At 65.5% G+C, this 22,562-nt stretch carries 21 protein-coding genes; 16 read left to right on the top strand and 5 right to left on the bottom strand.

Translation table 11 applies throughout. The features are described from left to right. Positions 1-71: 71 nt before the first annotated feature. Entirely contained in the window at positions 72-587 is a 516-nt protein-coding gene (locus IV498_RS05955; protein WP_269045649.1) for a MarR family transcriptional regulator, read from the bottom strand. Between the two features lie 56 nt (positions 588-643). Next, complete coding sequence (locus IV498_RS05950) at positions 644-1,342, bottom strand: hypothetical protein (protein WP_269045648.1); 699 nt, start codon at positions 1,340-1,342, stop codon at positions 644-646. 229 nt (positions 1,343-1,571) lie between these two features. On the opposite strand from IV498_RS05950, the gene IV498_RS05945 reads away from it, so the two are divergent. From IV498_RS05945 to IV498_RS05875, 15 genes are all read left to right on the top strand, one after another. Continuing rightward, positions 1,572-1,835, top strand: a complete 264-nt coding sequence (locus IV498_RS05945) for a GlsB/YeaQ/YmgE family stress response membrane protein (protein WP_269045647.1) — start codon at positions 1,572-1,574, stop codon at positions 1,833-1,835. 115 nt (positions 1,836-1,950) lie between these two features. Further along, a complete protein-coding gene (gene pyrR, locus IV498_RS05940; RefSeq protein ID WP_269045646.1) occupies positions 1,951-2,520 on the top strand; it encodes a bifunctional pyr operon transcriptional regulator/uracil phosphoribosyltransferase PyrR in 570 nt (189 codons plus the stop codon). Then, positions 2,517-3,548: an aspartate carbamoyltransferase catalytic subunit gene (locus tag IV498_RS05935; RefSeq protein WP_269045645.1), complete on the top strand. Its 1,032-nt coding sequence runs from the start codon at positions 2,517-2,519 to the stop codon at positions 3,546-3,548. The genes pyrR and IV498_RS05935 overlap by 4 nt, the downstream gene beginning before the upstream one ends. Continuing rightward, positions 3,545-4,975 (top strand): dihydroorotase, encoded by a 1,431-nt coding sequence (locus IV498_RS05930; protein ID WP_269045644.1) that lies wholly within the window; start codon positions 3,545-3,547, stop codon positions 4,973-4,975. The genes IV498_RS05935 and IV498_RS05930 overlap by 4 nt, the downstream gene beginning before the upstream one ends. Continuing rightward, positions 4,975-5,523, top strand: a complete 549-nt coding sequence (locus IV498_RS05925; RefSeq protein WP_269045675.1) for a PH-like domain-containing protein — start codon at positions 4,975-4,977, stop codon at positions 5,521-5,523. Before IV498_RS05930 ends, IV498_RS05925 begins: the two co-directional genes overlap by 1 nt. Continuing rightward, positions 5,516-6,841: a glutamine-hydrolyzing carbamoyl-phosphate synthase small subunit gene (gene carA / locus IV498_RS05920; RefSeq protein ID WP_269045643.1), complete on the top strand. Its 1,326-nt coding sequence runs from the start codon at positions 5,516-5,518 to the stop codon at positions 6,839-6,841. The genes IV498_RS05925 and carA overlap by 8 nt, the downstream gene beginning before the upstream one ends. Next, a complete protein-coding gene (gene carB / locus IV498_RS05915) occupies positions 6,841-10,191 on the top strand; it encodes a carbamoyl-phosphate synthase large subunit (protein ID WP_269045642.1) in 3,351 nt (1,116 codons plus the stop codon). The genes carA and carB overlap by 1 nt, the downstream gene beginning before the upstream one ends. After that, positions 10,184-11,035 (top strand): orotidine-5'-phosphate decarboxylase, encoded by an 852-nt coding sequence (gene pyrF / locus IV498_RS05910; protein WP_269045641.1) that lies wholly within the window; start codon positions 10,184-10,186, stop codon positions 11,033-11,035. Before carB ends, pyrF begins: the two co-directional genes overlap by 8 nt. 2 nt (positions 11,036-11,037) lie before the next feature. Continuing rightward, positions 11,038-11,796 carry a maleylpyruvate isomerase family mycothiol-dependent enzyme gene (locus tag IV498_RS05905; RefSeq protein ID WP_269045640.1) on the top strand — a complete coding sequence of 253 codons (759 nt, stop codon included), beginning with the start codon at positions 11,038-11,040 and terminating at the stop codon, positions 11,794-11,796. Between the two features lie 124 nt (positions 11,797-11,920). Continuing rightward, positions 11,921-12,238 (top strand): integration host factor, actinobacterial type, encoded by a 318-nt coding sequence (gene mihF, locus IV498_RS05900; RefSeq protein WP_269045639.1) that lies wholly within the window; start codon positions 11,921-11,923, stop codon positions 12,236-12,238. Beyond that, positions 12,238-12,825 (top strand): guanylate kinase, encoded by a 588-nt coding sequence (gmk, locus tag IV498_RS05895; RefSeq protein WP_269045638.1) that lies wholly within the window; start codon positions 12,238-12,240, stop codon positions 12,823-12,825. The genes mihF and gmk overlap by 1 nt, the downstream gene beginning before the upstream one ends. Before the next feature lie 36 nt (positions 12,826-12,861). Then, entirely contained in the window at positions 12,862-13,122 is a 261-nt protein-coding gene (gene rpoZ, locus IV498_RS05890) for a DNA-directed RNA polymerase subunit omega (RefSeq protein ID WP_269045637.1), read from the top strand. A 28-nt stretch (positions 13,123-13,150) separates the two neighbouring features. Beyond that, complete coding sequence (coaBC, locus tag IV498_RS05885; protein ID WP_269045636.1) at positions 13,151-14,434, top strand: bifunctional phosphopantothenoylcysteine decarboxylase/phosphopantothenate--cysteine ligase CoaBC; 1,284 nt, start codon at positions 13,151-13,153, stop codon at positions 14,432-14,434. Positions 14,435-14,490: 56 nt separating this feature from the next. After that, positions 14,491-15,690, top strand: coding sequence for a methionine adenosyltransferase (metK, locus tag IV498_RS05880; protein WP_269045635.1), 1,200 nt, complete (start codon positions 14,491-14,493; stop codon positions 15,688-15,690). A 189-nt stretch (positions 15,691-15,879) separates the two neighbouring features. Then, complete coding sequence (locus IV498_RS05875; RefSeq protein ID WP_269045634.1) at positions 15,880-18,060, top strand: primosomal protein N'; 2,181 nt, start codon at positions 15,880-15,882, stop codon at positions 18,058-18,060. Between the two features lie 13 nt (positions 18,061-18,073). Here the strand turns inward: IV498_RS05875 and IV498_RS05870 are convergent, their stop codons facing one another. Together IV498_RS05870 and IV498_RS05865 are read right to left on the bottom strand one after the other, a co-directional pair. Beyond that, on the bottom strand, positions 18,074-19,159 hold the full coding sequence (locus IV498_RS05870) for a glycosyltransferase family 4 protein (RefSeq protein ID WP_269045633.1): 1,086 nt from the start codon (positions 19,157-19,159) through the stop codon (positions 18,074-18,076). 13 nt (positions 19,160-19,172) lie between these two features. Further along, the gene (locus IV498_RS05865) at positions 19,173-20,186 is read right to left on the bottom strand and encodes an alpha/beta fold hydrolase (protein ID WP_269045632.1); all 1,014 of its coding nucleotides are present in this window, start codon (positions 20,184-20,186) and stop codon (positions 19,173-19,175) included. 256 nt (positions 20,187-20,442) lie between these two features. On the opposite strand from IV498_RS05865, the gene glpK reads away from it, so the two are divergent. After that, complete coding sequence (gene glpK, locus IV498_RS05860; RefSeq protein ID WP_269045631.1) at positions 20,443-21,957, top strand: glycerol kinase GlpK; 1,515 nt, start codon at positions 20,443-20,445, stop codon at positions 21,955-21,957. A gap of 12 nt (positions 21,958-21,969) precedes the next feature. Here the strand turns inward: glpK and IV498_RS05855 are convergent, their stop codons facing one another. Further along, a complete protein-coding gene (locus IV498_RS05855; protein WP_269045630.1) occupies positions 21,970-22,497 on the bottom strand; it encodes an adenylyl-sulfate kinase in 528 nt (175 codons plus the stop codon). Positions 22,498-22,562: the final 65 nt, after the last annotated feature.

Below are 22,562 nucleotides of genomic sequence, written 5' to 3'. Positions count from 1 at the left end.
CCGAGGGTGCCCCGGTGTGGATCCGCTCACGGGGTTATGGGGACAGGCGGATAACGAAGACGGTGAGGCCGTCAAGCGTCTTCCGAGCTGTGCTTCCTCGATCCACCGGGCAGATCGGTGTCCATCGCGCAGATGCCGTCAATCAGATCCTCGAGCCGTAAACGCAGTTCCGCTGACCGGTCGGGATCCTCCAGGGACAATACGTTTATGGCTTCGCGGGCGCGCTGCAGCACCTCGCTACCGTGGTCAGTGAGGGCGACTTTGGTGCTGCGGCGATCGGGAACTCCCCGGTCCCGGGTGATTAGCCCGTCCTTTTCCAAGCCTTGCAGAAGCTTCCCAACAGTTTGCGGCCGGATTCTAAGACTGTCAGCGAGGGCCGCCTGGGACAGTGGACCGGCCGCGCTGAGGCAGAGCAGGGCAGTGAATGAGGACATGGTCAGTTTTTGGGTCGCAAGGATTTTGTTGTCGACGTGCTCCGCCAGCCGACCGGCCGTGCTCAACAGCCGTGTGGTGGGCCACGAATCGAGATCCGGTGCAGCCTGCGGCAGCTGGTCGCCTGACCCAACGGGCGCACGACTGTCCGACATTGTTCGGGGCCTAGGCATTTTGGACGTTGTCTGCAGTGTGCGCGCCCAAAGTGGTCCTAAGATCCTGGCAATGTGGTTGTTGAGGCTGGCGGCTCTCCCGGGGCAACGGTTGGTTCCGTGTACACGTCACGGGTGCCGTAGGGCTGAACCGGCATGGGTTCTAGGGTCGCTGAAACCGGTTTAACCGGAGCAGATACCCTGCCGTTTCGTGTCCCGCTGCTGGAGGTCCCCCCGCTCAATCCCTTGGTCAGGCGGCCTGCCAGGATTCCGATGCCGGCGGCAAGAGCCAGAAACGCTGCCGGCCGGTGACGGGCAAAACCGCGGACCTCCGCAAGGGAAGCCGTCGAATCGCGTGCCTCGAGCCAGGAGGCAACGGAGGCGGATCTATCGGCACCTTGGCGAACCAGATCACTGGCCATTCCACGATGATCCGACGAATCCGCCATGGACTGCAATTCTTCGGCGGCCGAGCGGAATCCCGCAGCGAGCCGCTGCTGCTGACCGTCAGCCCGATCCGTCAGCTCGGTGCCCAGCTGTGCCAACAGGTCCCTGCCCTGAGACCCTATTTTTGAGGCCACCTCCGAGGCACCATCCTTTACTGTTGCCCCAACGTGGCCCGCAGACTCCGCTGCCGCAAGGGCGACATTCGCCCCCGCCGCCTTGGCGAGCACTGTTGTTGCACCAGTGTTGGCTGGTTGAGTGCCGGGCCGGGGCGAGGTGTTCGTTGCGGCCCGCATCAGTGGGTTCTCTGCCATCTTTCCTCCCTGTACACGTCCGTTAGCCGGTGATGAAACGTAGTCCCTCCTATAGTAACCATGCTTACTATCTTTGTAAGTATGCTTACAATGGAGAAAACCGGCAACCTTAGGTTGGGAATGACACCAGCAAAGGAGTTGCCAGATTTAGTGTGGCAATCCGGCGGATCAGCTTCCGTCGCTACGTTAGCGGGCCTTCCGCATTGGAAGCCCTACGAAGGAGAACACAGTGGGATTTTTTGCTTTTCTGATACTTGGACTCATTGCTGGAGCCATTGCCAAACTGATACTTCCCGGCCGCCAGGGTGGGGGGATTATCTCCACCCTGATTGTGGGAGTCATTGGTGCGTTCTTGGGCGGCTGGCTTGGAGGCTTGGTATTCGGCGCGCACCTGGAGAATTTCTTTTCACTGCAGACCTGGCTGCTCGCCATCGGTGGCTCCATAGTCCTCCTGCTCATCTGGGGCCTGATCACCAAGGGCCGCCGCAGGTAACGGCTCGCCGCCGGACCTGCGGCTGGGGCAAGGTGGCGGCCGGCCCTGTGATAGTTTGGGCTTGCAATGATCCTTTTAATTCCGTCCTGTGAGGCGGGGAAGGGGGAGGCGAGACATGAGCTCTGAAGCAACAGCTGCAGGCTCCGCGCGGACTGTTTTGACCGCAGCGGACATCGACCGCGCACTCACTCGTATAGCCCATGAGATCCTCGAGGCCAACAAGGGTTCCCAGGACCTGGTTCTGCTCGGTATTCCGCGCCGGGGTTACCCGTTGGCACAGCGGCTGGCTGGAAAATTGGCCGCCACCGATCCCTCCGTCACCGCTCACGCCATCGTCGGCCAGCTGGACGTGACGATGTTTCGCGACGATCTGGCAAGGCAGCCAACCCGTGCTCCGGAACGCACTCAGCTTCCCGTCACCGGCATCGACGACAAAGTCGTGGTGCTGGTCGATGATGTGCTCTATTCCGGGCGCACGATCCGCGCGGCCCTGGACGCATTGGTCGACCTTGGCCGTCCCCGGGCGGTCCGACTGGCCGTGCTGGTGGACCGCGGTCACCGTGAACTGCCGATCCGTGCCGACCACGTCGGCAAAAACCTGCCGACGTCGTCGTTCGAAAAGGTCCGGGTCCGTCTCAGCGAGACCGACGGCGCCGATGAAGTCCTGATTGAGGCCGCGCAATGAGGCATCTACTTTCCACGCAGGACCTGAGCCGGGAAGATGCGGTCCGGATCCTCGATACGGCCGAGGAAATGGCCGCCGTCGGCGAGCGCGAAGTGAAAAAGCTTCCGGCGCTGCGCGGCCGCACCGTAGTCAACCTCTTCTTCGAGGACTCGACGCGCACCCGGATTTCCTTCGAGGCAGCCGCCAAACGGCTCTCGGCCGATGTGATCAACTTTTCCGCCAAGGGGTCTTCCGTCTCCAAGGGCGAGTCGCTCAAGGACACGGCGCAGACGCTGGAGGCGATGAGTGCCGACGCCGTGGTAATCCGGCACTGGGCATCCGGCGCGCCGGAACGGCTGGCACGCTCGGGCTGGATCGACGCAGCGGTGATCAACGCCGGTGACGGCACCCACGAGCACCCCACCCAGGCTCTGCTGGATGCCTTCACCATGCGCCGGCACTGGTCCCGGCTGGCGGGCTCGGACTCCACGGCCGCGGACCTGGCTGGAATGCGGGTCGCCATCGCCGGGGACGTGCTGCACTCCAGGGTGGCACGGTCCAATGTCTGGCTGCTGAAAACCCTTGGCGCGCACGTCACTCTGGTGGCGCCGCCCACTTTGCTGCCTGTCGGCGTCGAACATTGGCCCTGCGAGGTCAGTTATGACTTGGACGCCGTCCTGGCATCCGGGGTGGACGCCATCATGATGCTGCGCGTGCAGGCAGAACGGATGAACGACTCCTTCTTTCCCTCCACCCGCGAATACTCGCGGCGCTGGGGGTTCGACGACGGCCGGCTCGCTGCCTTGGACGCGCTGGGGCTCAAGGACACCATCATTCTGCACCCGGGTCCGATGAATCGGGGCCTGGAAATCTCCTCAGCGGCCGCCGATTCCCCGCGGTCCACGGTGCTCGCCCAGGTCCGCAACGGTGTCTCTGTGCGGATGGCCACCCTTTACCTGCTGCTCTCCGGAGATCTCCGGAGAACCGCTCCCACCCACGGTGTTCGCGCCGTGAAGATACCTGTCGAGATACCGGAGACCGCACTGTGACCATCGAATTCCAGACCACCGGAACCCGGGCCGCCGGCGGCTCCTACCTGATCCGGGGCGCCGCCGTGCTCGGCGCCGAGCGCACCGACCTGCTGCTGCAAGGCGGCCGCATTGCGGCGGTAGGCACCGGGCTGGACTCCGCGGGTGCCACCGTAGTCGATGCCGACGGCCTGCTGGCGTTGCCGGGGATGGTGGATCTGCACACGCACCTTCGCGAGCCCGGCCGAGAGGACGCCGAGACGGTGGAGACTGGGACCCGCGCTGCCGCGCTGGGCGGTTTCACCGCGGTGCATGCGATGGCGAACAGCTCGCCCGTGGCGGATACGGCCGGTGTGGTGGAGCAGGTCTTCTCGCTGGGCCGCGAGGCCGGCTGGGTGGACGTGCGCCCGGTTGGAGCCGTGACAGTGGGACTGGCCGGGGAGCGGCTGGCGGAACTGGGCGCGATGGCGGATTCCCGGGCACGTGTACGGATGTTTTCCGACGACGGGATCTGTGTCAGCGACCCCGTCCTGATGCGCCGGGCGCTGGAGTACATCAAGGCGTTCGACGGCGTAATCGCCCAGCATGCGCAGGAACCCAGGCTCACCGAGGGCGCGCAGATGAATGAGGGCAAGGTTTCCGCGGTGCTGGGCTTGGCCGGATGGCCGGCAGTGGCCGAGGAGAGCATTATCGCCCGGGACGTGCTGCTGGCCCAGCATGTGGGCTCCCGGCTGCATGTCTGCCATGTTTCCACGGCCGGTTCGGTGGACATTCTCCGCTGGGCCAAGGCACGCGGTGTGAATGTGACGGCCGAAGTCACCCCGCACCATCTTTGGCTGACCGAGGACCTGGTCCGAAGCTACGATCCGGTCTACAAGGTCAACCCGCCGCTGCGCTCCGACGAGGACGTGCGGGCGCTGCGGGAGGCCCTGGCCGACGGCACCATCGATGTCGTCGCGACGGACCATGCGCCGCACCCCAGCGAGGCCAAGGACTGTGAATGGGCCCAGGCGGCGATGGGCATGACCGGGCTCGAAACCGCCCTGTCCGTGGTGCAGCACACCATGATCGAGACCGGGATGATCGGGTGGGCGGACTTCGCCCGGGTGACTTCGCATGCCCCCGCGCGGATTGGCCAACTGCCGGACCAGGGCCGGCCGCTGCAGGCGGGCCAGCCGGCCAACCTGGTGCTGGTCGATCCAGCGGCCCGGTGGACGGTCCAGCCGGAAACGATGGCCAGCAAGGGACGGAACTCGCCGTTCCGCGGTCGCGAACTTCCCGGCGCCGTCGTCGCCACGTTCTTCCGCGGCCACCCCACCGTGCTCGACGGCGAGCTGCACTCGCCCTACCGCGATCCGGGCGTCGCTCCGGCCCGCTTTGGCAGCGTCGGAACGGCTGGTGCTGCCGGAACGGCCGGTGCTGCCGGCGGCCAGTACGGGGGGCAGTGATGGAAAAGGTCCTGCCCACCATTTTGACCGTGTTCATCCTGCTGGCCATTTTTGCCCTGATTGGCCTGGGCTGGCGCAATCGGCTGCGCCGGCAAGCCGGAACGGCACCGCTGCCGGCGGTCCCGGCCGAGCTGTCCGTCCCTTCCTTGAGCGTCGAGGGCCAGTACGTGGCGACGACGACGGAAGGGGACTGGTTGGATCGGCTCGCCGTGCATTCGCTGGGCATCCGCACCAACGCCGTGGTGCATGTCCACAGCGAGGGCGTGCTGCTGGCACGATCCGGTGCGCCGGACGTTTTCGTGGCGGCGGACAGGCTCGACGACGTCCGGCTGGAGGCCGGAATGGCCGGCAAGTTCGTGGAGGCTCAGGGACTGGTGGTGCTGTCCTGGCGCCTCGGAGACCAGCCCGTGGACACCGGCTTCCGGACCCGCGCGGCTGCCGACAAGAAGCCCCTGCTGGCCGCCCTGACCGCTCTTGTGCCGCAGGAGCCCGGCACCCGCACCACCTTCCCGCAGATCCCCACTGGAGAGAAAGAACGCAATGACTGAACAACGCATGCAGCCAGCACCGGTCCAAGGCGCGGCAGTACTGATTCTGGAGGACGGACGGACTTTCCGGGGGACCGGTTACGGCGCAGCCGGGACGGCTCTTGGTGAGGCGGTTTTTGCGACCGGAATGACCGGCTACCAGGAGACCATCACGGATCCGTCCTACGCCCGCCAACTGGTGGTGCAGACCGCTCCGCACATCGGCAACACCGGCGCGAATGACGAGGATGCGGAATCCCGCCGGATTTGGGTGGCAGGCTACATCGTCCGCGACGCCGCCCGCCGGCCGTCCAACTGGCGCTCGGAACGCAGCCTAGATGAGGAACTGCTCACGCAGGGCATCGTCGGGATCCAGGGCGTGGACACCCGCGCCATCACCCGGCATCTGCGCGAACGCGGCGCCATGCGGGCGGGCATCTTCTCCGGAGACGCGGCGGCCGCGCCGCACGCAGAACTGCTGGAGCAGGTCCTGGCCAGCGCCCCCATGGCGGGAGCCCGGCTGGCCGAGGAGGTCAGCGTGAAGGAAGCATACGTCGTCGAACCGGCCGCCCATGGCTGGGCCGGGGAGCCGCGCTTCAGCATCGCCGCACTGGATCTGGGCATCAAATCCATGACGCCGCACCGGTTTGCTGAGCGCGGGGTGCGGGTGCACGTGCTCCCCGCGACGGCCACCCTGGCTGACATCCAGGCTCTCGGGGTGGACGGGGTTTTTATGTCCAACGGACCCGGAGATCCGGCGACGGCGGATGCGCAGGTCTCGCTGCTGCGCGAAGTGCTGGATGCGAAAATTCCGTTCTTTGGCATCTGCTTCGGCAACCAGATCCTGGGCCGGGCGCTGGGCTTTGGAACCTACAAGCTGCGTTATGGCCACCGCGGGATCAACCAGCCGGTGCTGGATCTGCGGACCGGCAAGGTGGAGATCACCTCGCAGAACCACGGCTTCGCCGTCGACGCTCCGCGCGGGTCCGCCACGACGGCCCCACAGGAACGATTCGGCCGCGTGGAAGTCAGCCATGTCAGTCTCAACGACGACGTCGTCGAGGGCTTGAGCTGCCTGGACATCCCCGCCTTCTCCGTCCAGTACCATCCGGAGGCCGCCGCCGGGCCCCACGATTCGGCTTACCTTTTTGACCGCTTCATCGACCTGATGCAGGCCAGCGCCGATGGAACCCCGGTCAGCGGCGCGGACGTGGACCATGCACTCATCCCGGCCCCGGAAACCGAAGAAACTTCCCAGCAGGATTCAACACAGCAGGATTCAACACAGCAGGATTCAGCACAGCAGGATTCAACACAGCAGAATCAGGATAAGAACTAATGCCCAAGAGAGAAGACCTCAAAAGCGTCCTGGTGATCGGCTCCGGCCCCATCGTGATCGGCCAGGCAGCGGAATTCGACTACTCCGGAACCCAGGCGCTGCGTGTGCTCAAAGAGGAGGGCCTGCGGGTCATCCTGGTGAACTCGAATCCGGCCACCATCATGACGGACCCGGAGTTCGCCGACGCCACCTACGTGGAGCCCATTACCCCCGAGGTGGTGGAGATGATCATCGCCAAGGAGCGCCCGGATGCGATCCTGCCCACCTTGGGCGGCCAGACCGCGCTGAACACCGCGATTGCGCTCGACAAGAACGGCGTGCTGGCCAAGTACAACGTGGAGCTGATCGGCGCCAACATCGCCGCAATTGAACTGGGCGAGGACCGGGAGAAATTCAAGGGCGTGGTGGCACGCTGCGGTGCCGAATCCGCGCGCAGCCACATCATCCACACCATCGCGGAGGCGCTGGTGGCCGCCGAAGACCTGGGCTATCCGATGGTGGTCCGGCCCTCCTACACGATGGGCGGTTTAGGTTCCGGGCTGGCCTACGACGAGGCCGACCTGCGCCGGATTGTCGGCCAGGGCCTGCAGTACAGCCCGACCACCGAGGTCCTGCTCGAGGAGAGCATCCTGGGCTGGAAGGAATACGAGCTGGAGATGATGCGGGACAAAAACGACAACGTCGTCGTCGTGTGTTCCATCGAGAACGTCGATCCGGTCGGCGTGCACACCGGTGACTCCATCACCGTGGCGCCCGCGCTCACGCTGACCGACCGCGAATACCAGCGCCTGCGCGACATCTCCATCGCCGTCATCCGCGAGGTGGGCGTGGACACCGGCGGCTGCAACATCCAGTTCGCGATAGAGCCGGGCACCGGACGCGTCGTCGTGATCGAAATGAACCCCCGCGTCTCCCGCTCCTCGGCGCTGGCGTCCAAGGCCACCGGCTTCGCGATCGCCAAAATCGCGACCAAGCTTTCGCTCGGCTACACGCTCGACGAGATCCCGAACGACATCACGCGCAAGACACCGGCGTCGTTCGAGCCGACCCTGGACTACGTCGTCGTCAAGGTCCCGCGCTTTGCCTTCGAGAAGTTCCCGGCAGCCGATCCCACCCTGACGACGACGATGAAATCGGTCGGCGAGGCGATGGCAATGGGCCGCAACTTCACCGAGGCGCTGCAGAAGGCGCTGCGCTCATTGGAGCAAAAGGGTGCCAGCCTGGACTTCAGCCCGGTCGACGGCGCCGACGTGCCGGCGCTGATCGAGGCGGCCAAGCGTCCCACGACTCAGCGGCTCTCACAGGTTCACCGCGCTCTGCTGGGCGGGGCCACCGTGGAGCAGCTCCATGCCGCCACGGCCATTGATCCGTGGTTCCTGGACCAGCTGGAACTGCTCAATGAGGTGGCAGGGGAAATCCGCCGCGCCACCGCGTTGACGCCGGATATGCTGCGCCGGGCCAAGCGGCACGGTTTTTCCGATGAGCAGATCGGCATTTTGACGCACAACCAGGAATCCGTGGTCCGCGGCGTCCGGCAGGCGCTGGGCATTCGCCCGGTGTACAAAACCGTCGATACCTGCGCCGCCGAATTTGCCGCCTACACGCCCTACCACTATTCCTCCTACGATGAGGAGGACGAAGTGGGTCCGCACGAGCAGCCCTCAGTGATCATCCTGGGATCAGGGCCGAACCGGATTGGCCAGGGCATCGAGTTCGATTACTCCTGCGTGCATGCCTCGATGGCGCTGCGCAAGGCCGGCTACGAGACGGTGATGGTCAACTGCAACCCGGAAACGGTGTCAACCGATTACGACGTGTCCACCAGGCTCTACTTCGAGCCACTGACGCTTGAGGACGTGCTCGAAGTGATTGCGGCCGAGGAACGCACCGGCGGCGTGCTGGGCGTCTTCGTCCAGCTGGGCGGCCAGACTCCACTGAAGCTGGCGCAGGCTCTTTCGGACGCCGGTGTGCCGATCCTGGGCACCTCCCCGGCGGCCATCGACCTCGCGGAGCACCGCGGCATGTTCTCCCGGGTGCTGGATAAGGCCGGACTGATCGCACCGAAGAACGGCACAGCGGTTTCCTTTGAGGACTCCAAGACCATCGCCGACGAGATTGGTTACCCGGTCCTGGTCCGCCCCTCCTACGTGCTGGGCGGGCGCGGCAGGGAGATCGTCTATGACGAGGCACATCTGGCCCGCTACATCTCCAATGCCACCGAAATCACCGCGGACCATCCGGTGCTGATCGACAGGTTCCTGGAGGACGCCATCGAAATCGACGTCGACGCGCTCTACGACGGCACCGAGATGTATCTGGGTGGAATCATGGAGCACATCGAGGAAGCCGGGATCCACTCCGGCGATTCCGCCTGTGTGCTGCCACCGATCACGCTGGGGCAGAACGTGCTGGACCGGGTCCGGACCGCGACATTGGCCATTGCCGCCGGCGTGGGTGTTCGTGGCCTGATCAACATCCAGTTCGCGCTGGCCACCGACGTGCTGTACGTGCTGGAGGCCAATCCGCGCGCCTCCCGAACGGTGCCGTTCGTCTCCAAGGCCACCGGGGTGCAGATGGCCAAGGCCGCGGCACTGATCGGCATGGGCGTCTCAATCAGCGAGCTGCGCAGCGTCCACCACATCCTGCCGGCCACCGGCGACGGCGGCAGCCTGCCGCCGCACGCTCCGGTCGCGGTGAAGGAAGCCGTGCTGCCGTTCAACCGGTTCCGGACTCCGGACGGCACCGTGGTGGATTCCCTGCTGGGTCCGGAAATGCGTTCCACCGGCGAGGTGATGGGCATCGATAAACACTTCGACACAGCCTTTGCCAAGAGCCAGGCCGCGGCCAATAACGCCTTGCCCACCTCCGGCAAGGTCTTCGTCTCGGTGGCCAACCGGGACAAGCGCTCCATCATCATGGCGGTCAAGCGGCTGGCGGATTTCGGCTTCGATATCCTGTCTACCGGCGGGACGGCGGACGTGCTGCGCCGCAATGGCATCCACGCCACCACGGTGCGCAAGGTGGGCGAGGGCACCTCGGCTGAGGGCGAAGGAACCATTACCGACCTGATCAACAATGGCGAGATCGACATGATCTTCAACACTCCCTCCGGCGGCGAGGCCCGCGGGGACGGCTATGAGATCCGGGCGGCGGCTGTGTCCAACGGCCGGCCCTGCATCACCACTGTGGCGGAGTTCAATGTTGCCGTGCAGGCGATCGAGGCCATGCGCTCCTTCGAGTGGAGCGTGACCAGCCTGCAGGAACATGCCCTGGCACTGCGCGGTCCCGACCGGGAACGCTCCGGCCGCCCTGGGCAGGAATCGACCGCATCGAAATCGTCCCATGCCTGAGGCGAAACCCGAACGGGTGGCCTTCGGCACCCGACTGTCCGAGGCCATGGCGGCCAAGGGGCCGCTGTGCGTGGGGATCGATCCGCACCCGCAGCTGCTGCGGAACTGGGGACTCGCCGACGACACAGCGGGGCTGCGGTATTTTTCCCAGGCAGTGCTGCAGACGGTGGGCCCGCTGGCCGCCGCGCTCAAGCCGCAGGTGGCACTGTATGAACGGCACGGCTCCGCCGGAATAGCGGTGCTGGAGGAGCTCCTCGCCGACGCCGCGGGCGCTGGCGTACTGACCATCGCCGATGCCAAACGCGGTGACATCGGCTCCACTATGGCCGCCTACGCGGACGCCTGGCTGCGCGACGGCTCGGCGCTGGCGGCCGACGCCGTCACGCTGAGCCCGTATCTGGGGTTCGAGTCGCTGCGCCCGGCGCTGGAGCTGGCGGCTTCGAGTGGCCGCGGTGTTTTTGTGCTGGCGCTAACGTCCAACCCGGAGGGCGCGTCCGTCCAGCACGCCGGCGGTAAGGACTCTGTTGCCAGGCGGATCGTGATGTCCGCGGCGCAGGAGAATCTCCGCAGCGCCGTGCCGATGGGACCGGTTGGCCTGGTGGTGGGAGCCACCGTCGGCACCGCCCTAGCCGAGCTGGACATTGACTTGGAGGCCCTCCATGGCCCGATCCTGGCGCCGGGGCTCGGCGCGCAGGGGGCCACCGCGGCGGACATCCGCAGGACCTTCGGCGCCGCCTATCGGCAGGTGCTGGCGACCTCAAGCCGGGGCATTCTGGCCGCTGGCCCGGACGCCGCAGCCCTGCGCACCGCCGTAGTTCAGACCATTGAGGAACTCCGGAGCTGATCATGGAACGCCTCGACTATCTCGCGGCACTGTCCCGCAGCATGGTGGAACTGCGCCGGATCGCGGAGCAATCCACGCCGGCGCAGTTGGAGACGCCCGTCCGTGGCTGTCCCGGCTGGACGGTGGCGGATGTCTTCGGCCATCTTGGTTCGATCGAACGCTGGACCGCAGGCATTCTGGCCGGCGGGAAACCGGAAGCGAGCCAGCCCTGGCCGGCAGGAAATCCGGTGCCATGGTTCCTGGCCGGGACGGCCGACTTCCTGGCTGGGATGGAGTCCGTGGATCCGAATGCGGCGTGCTGGACGATGGGTCCGCCGCGGACCGCCACTTTTTGGCTGCGCCGCCAGGCTCATGAACATACCGTGCACCTCTGGGACGTGATGCATGCACTCGCCTCGGCGGGCTCGGACACTGCCCCTGTTGCCACCGCAGACCCTCGCGTACTGCCGGAGGCATTGCTCCCATCCGAACTTGCCGTGGACGGCGTGGACGAGGTGTTCTCCGTATTCGTGCCCCGCCAAGTCAAGCGTGGCCTGATGCCAGTACCCGCAGCAGCAGTTGCGTTCGCAGCCGCGCCAGCCGGCCGTGCTGCGAAGAATTCGTGGATCCTGGGGGAGGGCACTCCGGCAGCGACAGTAACGGCGGACGCCCGGACCCTGTACCTGGCGCTGTGGGGGAGGGTGGAATGGCAGGGCCATGCCCTGCTGCAAGGTGATACTGCGGCCGCCCGGACCATCCTGTCCGGACCGTTGGTGCCGTGAACACAGCGGTACCGCAGGTGCCGCGGACGGGCGGATTGATTTTGCCGCCCTGGAACCGATAAGTTCAAGGAACGTCCGTTTCAACGCGCCATCGCGCCCGCCTATTGCTTTCAGGGAGTTCCACGTGAATTTGCGGCCTTTGACAGCGCAGGAAAGAACGGCGGCCCTGCTGAAGGCTGCCGCCGCACGCGGTACCAGGGCGGAAATCAAAAGCCAACTGAAAACGGGGAAAACCACTGTGGCCGACGTACTTCTGGCTGGCGACGGCGACGCCGCGATCGGCCGCTTAAAGGTCACCGAATTGTTGGAGGCCCTGCCGGGCGTAGGCAGGGTGCGCGCCGCGGCCATCATGAGCACCGTCGGCATCGCGCCGACGCGGCGGCTCCGTGGGCTGGGAATCCATCAGCGCCGGGCGCTCGTTGAAATGCTGGGGCAATCCTGATGGCCGATGCCGGCGCTCCAGCGGCCCACGGTCTGACCGTGCTGGCCGGTCCCACTGCCGTCGGCAAGGGCACCGTTTCCACGTTCATTAGGGATAACTATCCGCAGGTCTGGCTCTCTGTTTCGGCCACCACCCGGGCGCCGCGTCCCGGCGAGGTGGACGGCGTGCACTACTTTTTCATTTCCGCCGACGAGTTCGAGCGGCGCGCTGCCGCCGGGGACTTCCTCGAATGGGCGGTGGTGCATGGACGCAACCGGTACGGCACGCTGCGCAGCACGGTGAGCGAGGCCATCCAAGAGGGGCGTGCCGTGCTGCTGGAGATAGATCTGCAGGGCGCACGCCAGGTCAAAGCAGCGGTGCCGGAGGCCAACTTCGTCTTTCTGGCCCCGCCCAGCTGGGAAGAAATGGTCCGCCGGCTTGTGGGCCGCGGCACGGAAACACCCGATGAACAGCAGCGCCGGCTGGAAACGGCTAAACTGGAACTTGCTGCCGAACCCGAGTTCGATTCCACCATCATTAATGATGACGTTCAACGGGCGGCAGATGAGCTCGTTTCGTTAATGGGACTGACGCCCAATCCACGCTGAGTGTGCGTCCATCCCCACCGGATTTTTGGAGAATTTGTGGCTACCAAGCTTGAAGGCATTATCAACCCGCCGATCGATTCGCTGCTCGAGGCGGCGGATTCTAAGTACGGCCTCGTGATCTTCGGAGCCAAGCGTGCCCGCCAGATCAACGCCTACTACGCCCAGCTGCACGAGGGCCTGTTCGAGTACGTCGGCCCCCTGGTTGAGACCAAGCTCAACGAGAAGTCGCTCTCCATTGCACTGCGCGAAATCGACGAGGGACTTCTGGTTTCCACCCCGATAGAGGTCGCCGAGTAGCCGCACCGCCGGTTGGGGAGTTTTCCACGTGAGGATTGTGCTGGGCGTTGGCGGTGGCATCGCCGCCTACAAGGTGGCCTCACTGCTGCGTCTGTTCACTGAGGCCGGGCACAGCGTCACTGTGATTCCCACCGAAGCATCAACGCGCTTTGTCGGGGTCGCCACCTGGGAGGCACTTTCCGGCCATCCGGTGACGAACAACGTCTTTGACGACGTCCAAAACGTCAACCACGTCCGGCTCGGTCACGAGGCCGACCTCATGGTGGTGGCGCCCGCCACGGCGGACTTGCTGGCCAAAGCAGCGACCGGCCAGGCCAACGACCTGCTCAGCACCACGCTGCTGATGGCCCGCGGACCCGTGCTCTTCGTCCCGGCCATGCATACGGAAATGTGGCAGCACGCCGCAACCAGGGCAAACGTGGCCACGTTGCGGGCCCGCGGCGGCACAGTGCTTGAACCCGCTGGGGGCCGGCTGACGGGCAAGGACTCCGGACCCGGACGGCTGCCGGAACCGGCGGAGATCTTTGCCGCGGCGCTGGCTCTCACCGGGACGAATCCGTCCGGCGCCGCGTCCCTTGCCGGCCGCACCGTCACCATCACGGCGGGCGGAACCCGGGAGCCGCTGGACCCGGTCCGTTTTCTGGGCAACCGCTCCTCCGGTAAGCAGGGCGTTGCCCTCGCCGCGGCCGCGCTGGCGGCCGGAGCGCGCGTTCGGTTGATCTGCGCTCACCTGGAGGTTCCGACGCCGGCGGGGGTGGAGCTGGTCTCCGTGGAAACGGCATTGGAGCTGCGCGCCGCCACGCTGGACGCCGCGGCGGACTCGGACGTAGTCATCATGGCCGCGGCCGTGGCGGATTTCCGCCCGGACCGGTCTTCCGACAGCAAGATCAAAAAGCGCGACGACGTGGCGGACCCAGTCATCACCCTGGTCCGAAATCCCGACATTCTGGCCGAACTCGTTCATGAACGCAACGCACGACAGCGTCGACAGCTGATCATCGGCTTCGCGGCGGAAACCGGGGACGACCACGGCAACGTGCTCGATTACGCCCTGGCCAAGCTGACACGGAAGGGATGCGACCTGCTGGTGGTCAATCAGGTGGGCGTGGACCGGGTGTTTGGCCAGGACCGGAACGAAGTGGTCATCCTGGATCGGGGTGGCAAGGCACCACTCGAGGTGTCCGGCTCGAAAGCGGAGGTGGCTGCCGCCGTCGTGCGCGAAATAGACGCGCGGCGGACCGGCACCTGGCCCTCCGATGCGGCAAGTAACCGGGCAAACGCCCACAGGGGCCCAGCCCGGCCGCTGGACTGAGCCGCCCCCAAATTCCCCGAATCGGCGGGCCGGGACCAACGAAGTAGAGTGGGTTAGTGACTAACGCCAAATTGCCTTTGCGCCTGTTTACCTCCGAATCGGTTACCGAAGGCCACCCGGACAAGATCTGCGATCAGATCAGCGACTCGATCCTGGATGCGCTGTTGTCCAAGGATCCCAATTCCCGCGTTGCGGTCGAAACAATGGCCACCACCGGCCTGGTCCATGTCGCCGGTGAAGTTACCACTGACGCTTACGTCGAAATTCCGCAGATCGTGCGCGAAACCATTCTCAACATCGGCTACGACTCCTCCGCCAACGGATTCGACGGCGCCCGCTGCGGCGTGTCGGTGTCCATCGGGCAGCAGTCTCCCGACATCTTCGCCGGCGTCTTTCACCAGCAGGGCGTCAACGGCTCAACGGACGATTATGATCAGCAGGGCGCCGGCGACCAGGGCATCATGTTTGGTTACGCCAGCAATGAGACGGCCTCCTATATGCCGACGCCGATCTTCCTGGCGCACAGGCTCTCCGAACGGCTCACCCGGGTCCGCAAGTCCGGCCTGCTGAGCTATCTGCGCCCGGACGGCAAGACGCAGGTCACCGTGGGCTATGAAGGGGACAGGCCGGTTTCCGTTGAGACAGTGGTGATTTCCAGCCAGCATGCCGAAGGTATACCGCTGGATCAGCTGCGTGCGGATTTGGCCCGGCACGTCATTGAGCCGGTGCTGGCAGGCTCCGACCTGGATACCTCCAAGGCCCGGAACATTATCAATCCGGCCGGTTCCTTCGTGGTGGGCGGCCCAGTGGGCGATGCCGGGCTGACTGGGCGCAAAATTATTGTCGACACGTATGGCGGCATGGCGCGGCACGGTGGTGGGGCGTTCTCCGGCAAGGATCCCTCTAAGGTGGACCGCTCCGGCGCCTACGCCATGCGCTGGGTGGCCAAGAACGTGGTGGCCGCCGGCCTGGCCAGCCGGGCCGAAATCCAGATCGCCTACGCCATCGGGGTGGCCCGGCCGGTGGGGATCTACGTTGAGACCTTTGGCACTGAGACGGTGGACCCGGCCAGTATCGAGGCAGCCATCGAGGACATCTTTGACCTGCGCCCGCAGGCGATTATCCATGACTTGGCGCTGAAGCGTCCGATCTACGCCAAGACGGCGGCCCATGGCCACTTCGGCCGCGACGACCCGGACTTCAGCTGGGAAAACCTGGACCGGGTTGACGCACTAAAGTCGTTCTTCAACGCCTGAGCCGCGCCGTCAGGTGCCGACTGCGCAGTGCCACGCGGTGCCGATCAATAATGTCAGTGCCCCGTGGTGTGCTGTGCATGGCGGTTGGTTCGACGGCGGCATGGCGGTTGCAGGGTCAGCTCGACGGCGGCGGTTGCAGGGTCAGCTCGACGGCGCTGACGGATGGAACACGGCGGGAGGGAGGACAAGATGACGGCGGATAATGCTTCCGGGGTTCAGTTGTCCTTACTGCAGGGTTTTGTGAGCCCGCAGCGGCGCCCGGAACCCTCCAGCGGCATCGTCCTCGCCGCGGAACTGCCGGTGGCGAAAGTTCTGATCGAATCCTCGCTCCCACATTTGGACAGGGTTTTCGACTACAGCGTTCCGGCCGAGCTGGCCGACGATGCCCAACCGGGGGTGCGGGTCAAGGTGCGCTTTTCCGGTCAGGAGCTCAACGGTTACCTGACCGAGCGGACGGCCGCGTCAGAGACCAGCAATCTCAGTCCGATTGGCAAGGTCCTCAGCGCAGTTCCGGTGCTCACGCCCGCTGTGCTGCGGCTCGCCGAAGCGGTGGCGGCCCGCTATGCCGGCAGCGTCAGCGATGTGCTGCGGGTGGCAATACCACCCCGTGTGGCCAAACTGGACAAGGACCATCTGCTTCGGACGGCCGCGCTCCAATCAGTTCCACCGTCCATTCCCGCGTCCTCCGCATCGTCCCTTCCCGCATCCTCCGCGCCGGGCCCTTCTCCGGCGTCCGTTCCCGCGTCCTCCGCCGAAAGGGGCACGGCTCCGAGCCTGCTGCACGGATACCGGAATGGGGACGCGTTTCTGAGCCACCTTGCCGCCGGCGGCTCGCCGCGTGCAGTGTTGAGCGCACTGAGCGGCTACGGCAGCCACGCCTGGCACCACCAACTGGCCCAGGCTATTGCACATTGCCACCAATCGGGTCGGGGCGCGGTCGCCGTGGTGCCCGATCAGCGCGACCTGCTGCTGCTCGAGGAAGCAGTTGCAGCGCTCCTGCCGGCCGACAGTTTTGTCCGGCTCACGGCGGAGGACGGCCCGACGCCGAGGTACCGGAACTTCCTGCGCGTGCTCAGCGGTGAAGTCCGCGTGGTGCTGGGAACCCGGTCGGCAGCCTTCGCTCCGGTTGCCAATCCCGGCCTGTTCTGCTGCTGGGACGACGGCGACGACCTCCATGTGGAACGCCGCGCGCCGTACCAGCACAGCCGCGATGTTCTGTTGCTGCGCGCGGAGCAGCACCACGCCGCGATGCTGCTCGCTGGGCATGCCCGCAGCACGGAAGGCCAGCGGTTGCTGAACACCCGATGGGCGGAGCCGATCGTCCCGGAACGGGCCCTGGCGCGGACAGTGGCCGCCCGGGTGATCAGCACCGCGGACAGCTATGAACAGGAGCGTGATCCGCTGGCCGGGCTGGCTAGGCTGCCCCAGCGCGCTTGGCAGAGTGCCAAGGAAGCACTCGCCCGTGGTCCGGTGCTGGTTCAGGTGGCCAGGTCTGGGTATGCGCCAAGCCTGGCCTGCCAGCGGTGCCGGGAAATCGCGCGCTGCCGACATTGCCAGGGACCGCTGATGGAGCCAGCCGGCCACTCCGGCTCGACTCCGATCCTGCAGTGCCGCTGGTGCGGCACAGCGGAGCTGGACTTCAGTTGCGCGCAATGCGGTTCGCGGGCGCTGCGACGTGTGGTGGTTGGGGCCGCCCGCACTGCCGAGGAATTGGGCAAAGCATTTCCCGGTGTTCAAGTGGTGTCCTCCGCCGGAGACCATGTCAAAGCCGTGGTGGGCGACGGACCGGCTTTGGTGGTGGCCACGATTGGAGCGGAACCGGTTGCCCCGACCGGCTATGCCGCCGCCCTGCTGCTGGATGGTGACGCGCTGCTTCGCCGCGAGTCCCTGCGCGCCTCGGAGGAGACGCTGAGGCTTTGGTTCAATGCGGCGGCGCTGGTCCGCCCCGCCGCTCAAGGCGGAACAGTGGTGGTAACAGCCGAGGACCAACAAACCGTGGGCGCCCTGGTGCGCTGGGATCCGGGCGGCTTTGCCGAGCGCGAACTGTCCCTGCGGCAGGAGCTAGGCCTCCCTCCGGCCGTGCGGATAGCCTCACTGACCGGCGGTCAATCCGACATTGAATCCTTCATCACCCGGATGTCCTTGCCGCCGGAAGTCCGAGTGGTGGGCCCGGCGGCACTTTCTGCTGGGTCGGCGCCGACAGGACATCCGCTGCCAGTGGAGGACACCGACTACCGGAGCCTGATTTTCATCCCCTTCGCCATGGCAGCCGACATTGTCTCCAAGCTGCGGGCGTTGAAGGCCAGCAATGCGGCCAAGCGAACCGGCTCACCGGTCCAGGTCCGTTGCGACGGACTCGATGTGATCTGACCTGGCCACGAGGTTATGCTGCCGAATTGGCACCTCGGTCTGCCAGTTCTGTGGCGATCGAAATCAGTTCCCGCGCCGAGCGATCCCAGTTGAAGGTTTCCGCCTGCCGCACGGACGCCCTGGAGCAGTCCGCCCAAACTAGCGGATCCTCCAAAGCCCGGACGGCTGCTGCAAACTCCGCGGCTGACCCGGCCGGGACATAGCTCACGGCGCTCCCGCCCACCTCCCGGAAAATCGGCGTGTCACTGGCGATTACCGGAGTGCCCAAGGCCATCGCCTCCACCAGCGGCAGGCCGTAGCCCTCGGCACGGGACAGCGTCACCAACGCCGTTGCCTTCAGCAGTAAGTCGTCATACTCCTGGTCGGAAACCCCATTGTGAAACACCACCGAGGCTCCTGCCGGAATTACTGCCTCCAGTTCCGCGCGCCGGTGCGGGGTCACCCGGCTGAGCAGATGCAGCGTGAAGCCGGGTAGCGCCTCCATGCCCCGGATCATGGTTTCAACGTTCTTATAGGGCATGAACGAGCCCATGTAGATCAGTGTCTTATCCGGAACGGAATCCGGGCTGCGCGGCACACGGTCTCCCTGCGGTGCGTTGCCGATGATGCGTACCGGCCGCCTGGTCAGCCGGTATTTGGCAATCAGCGATTCGGTGGTCCGGCTGATCGTGGCGACCATGTCCGCCCGGTTGAGCAGGACCCGCTGCGGCCAGTATGCCTTGTGGTACAGCCGCCACAGCAGCCGCACCGGCGCCGGAAGGAACCCCGGCGGGGCCGGGTGCTCGTAGTAGATGAGGTCATGCAGCGTTAGCACCAGGGCATATTTGCGGCCCCAACTTCCCATGGTCTGCATCGGGCAGAACACCACGTCCGGTGCAAGCGTATTGACGGATCGGGCAACAAACAGCTCCAGCGGGGACAGCGGGCTGCGGATCAGCTGGTACGGCACGTCAGGCAGCAGCGCCAACTGGCGCTTGTCACTGATGAGCATTGTCACCTCCGACAGCCGGGCGACGGCGGCAATAAGGCTTGCGCCGTAACGGCTGATGCCGTCGTGGTGATCGATGCGGGTGAACCGGGCGTCGATGACAATCTTCACCGGAGCTGCTGTTTCAGGAATGGGGATGCCTCTTCAGGAAATCGCTGATGGCAGCGGCGGCAGGCTTCGGAGTCTCGTAATGGATCAGATGGCCCACTCGGGGTATCACACTCAGTTCGGCGTCCGGAAGAACTTCCATCAGCCTGTGCTGATCGGGGAGCGGGGCAATCTCGTCCTCTGCCCCGGCCACCAGCAGGACGGGCAGCCCCAAACGGAACGCAAACTGGCGGACGTTGCCGCTAATCGAGGCGCGGAAGGCCTGCAGGAGCATGTCCCGGTTGGCAAAAATGCTGAAGTAGGCCGAGTGCTGGCCATGAATGAATTCCAGCAGCGCCTTGTCCTTGGTCTTGGCCATCGTGATGCTCATCAGGCGGACAATGAGGGCGTTGCGCAGCAGCGCGTTCCCCATTGCCGCGGGAAGCTTCGCGGCGGACAGATAATAGAATGCCGCCAATTTTGAAAGCACCGCATTGGGCCCCGCAAGGGCCGGAGCCGCAATGGGATTGATCAGGATCAGGCTGCTGACACGCCCGAGGTGTCCGGCGGTGAAATGGCTGGCCACGATCGAGCCGAATGAATGCCCCAGCAGCACCGTCTCCGGGCCCAGTTCCAGGGCCGCCAGCAGTTCGTCCACAAAGCGGCTGTACTGCTCCACGTCATGTTCGCCCGCGGCCACAGCGGCGGAGCTACCGAATCCGGGCAGGTCCGGCATGATGAAGCGAAACTGCGGCAGCGCCTCCACCAGTCGCTCGAGACCATGATGGTCCCCGCGGAAGCCGTGAACCACGAGGATGGTAGTGGCCGTGGCCGTGGCGGTGGGGGTGCAGACGGTAGGGGAGGTGTCAGCGCCGATTCCGGCAGCCAGGTCAGCGGCGATTCCGACAGCCGGGCCGGTGTCGGTGTCGGTGGCTTTGCCTGAGCCGGCAGGTTCCACGGGCGCATAGTCCCAGTAATGAACTTCGGTCCCGCGAAGCATCAGCGTGTGCCGGCTGGTCCGCGTGCCCAGCTGAACTGCGATATCGCTCACCGAAGTATGTGTCCTTGCCTGTTGTGTCCCACCGCCCGCCGGATGATTACGACTCTACCGAAAATGCCCCCACTTTCCCTGCATTCCACCTCGTCAGATGCCCGGCCCGCCATACGCCAGACTGCGCCCGCCCGGCCCGCCATACGCCAGACTGCGCCCGCCCGGCCCGCCATACGCCGGGCCGCCTCGCCGGAGGACCGGACCTTGCGCCGGATAGCATAGGCCTACGTGCCACGCCCAGCGGAAAGGTCCACCTATGTCGCAGTTCATCATCGCCATTGACCAGGGAACCACCAGCAACCGTGCCATCATCTTCGACCACGGCGGGGACATCGTGTCCTCCGGCCAGAAGGAGCACCGGCAGATCCTCCCGCGAGCCGGCTGGGTGGAGCACGACGCCGTCGAACTCTGGGACAACGTGCGCGAGGTGGTGGCCACTGCCCTGTCCAAGGCGAACCTGACCCGGCACGATATTGCCGCCGTCGGCCTGACCAACCAGCGCGAGACGACCGTAGTCTGGGACCGGAAAACCGGCCGACCGGTCTGTAACGCCATCGTTTGGCAGGACACCCGGACCCAGTCCATCGTCGACGAGCTGGCGGCATCGGGCGGTGTCGACAGGTTTAAGGACAAGGTGGGCTTGCCGCTGGCCACCTACTTCTCCGGCACCAAGCTCAAGTGGATCCTGGACAATGTGGACGGCGTCCGGGAGCGGGCCGAGGCGGGGGACCTGCTCTTCGGCACCACGGACAGCTGGATCACCTGGAATCTGACCGGTGGCACCGACGGCGGAGTGCACATCACCGATGTCACCAACGCCTCACGCACCCTGTTCATGGACCTTAGAACTTTGACCTGGAATGAAGACATCCTCGCGGCCTTCACCGTGCCGCGCTCCATGATGCCCGAGATCAAATCCTCCTCGGAGGTCTACGGGACGGTGCACACCTCCCAGCTGCTGCGCGAGGTTCCGGTCGCGGGAATCCTCGGCGATCAGCAGGCGGCCACCTTCGGCCAGGCGGCGTTTGGCACCGGCGAGGCGAAGAACACCTATGGCACCGGCTGCTTCCTGATCGTCAATACCGGGAAAGAGATTGTCCGCTCCGCCAACGGCCTGCTCACCACCGTGGGCTACAAGCTGGGTGAGGCACCAGCGCATTACGCCCTGGAAGGCTCAATTGCTGTCACCGGTTCGCTGATCCAATGGCTGCGCGACAATCTGGGCATGATCAATTCGGCGCCGGAGGTGGAAACCCTGGCGGCATCCGTGCCGGACAACGGCGGCGCGTACTTCGTTCCGGCCTTCTCCGGTCTCTTCGCCCCGCACTGGCGCCCCGATGCCCGCGGGGCCTTGGTGGGTCTGACCCGCTATGTCACGAAGGGCCATATTGCCCGGGCGGCGCTGGAGGCAACGGCCTTCCAGACTTGCGACGTGCTGGAAGCGGTGAACGCAGACACTGGCGTGCCGCTGACCGAGCTCAAGGTCGACGGCGGCATGGTCGCCAACGATGCGCTGATGCAGTTCCAGGCCGACATCCTGGGCGTCCCTGTGATCCGTCCCCGAGTGATTGAAACCACGGCGCTGGGCGCGGCTTACGCCGCCGGCTTGGCTGTGGAGTTCTGGTCGGACTTGGACCAGTTGGCCGGCAATTGGACCGAGGACAAGCGCTGGGAACCACGGATGGACGCCGAGGAGCGGGACCGGCAGCTCCGGCTGTGGAAGAAGGCGGTGACCAAGTCGATGGACTGGGTGGACGAGGACGTCAAGTAGCGGCTCAGTCCTCTACCAGCCCAGCAGTGCGCGAACCGAAAAGGCCACGTCCTGCGGGCCTCCCTCGCCGACCGGCACCACGTAAGTATCAAGGCGTGCTGCGTCCAGGATCCGGTTGAGCTCCACGCTGCGGTGCAGGTGCCAGGATAATTCCGCGCTTCCGGCCTCGTGCCGGTTCCGGAGCCGGTCCTGAATAGTCGTGATGGGCGGATCCAGCCGGACCACTGTCAGTTCCCCGCCACTCAGTGCCGCCACGTAGCGGCCCACCTCGGCGGGTTCTTCAAGGACACCGGCCAAAATGAATCGCCGCACCCCAACCTCGCGGTAGTTTTTAGCAACAGCCTGAAGATTGCGGAGCTCGAGTTCATGGTTGAACCGGTCTGCAGCGGGAACTGGCCAGCTGCGCCGCAATTCATCCAGATCGATGACGGCGTTACTTATGCCGTCGTCAATGAGCAATTGGTGCAGGGCTTCGGCAGTGGCGCTCTTGCCGGAACCAACTGTGCCGTTGAGGAAGACGCTTTGGAGGTGATTGCCCATGCCAGGAGTCTAGATCGGGAAAGGACTCTCCGAAGCCAGGCCGCCAAGGATTTGAGTGGTTGCGG

It is taken from the genome of Paenarthrobacter sp. Z7-10 (assembly GCF_026932795.1).
In the GTDB taxonomy this organism is placed as follows: domain Bacteria; phylum Actinomycetota; class Actinomycetes; order Actinomycetales; family Micrococcaceae; genus Arthrobacter_M.
The sequence above is the reverse complement of the archived record's forward strand: the minus strand, read 5'-3'. Positions and strand labels throughout refer to the sequence as shown.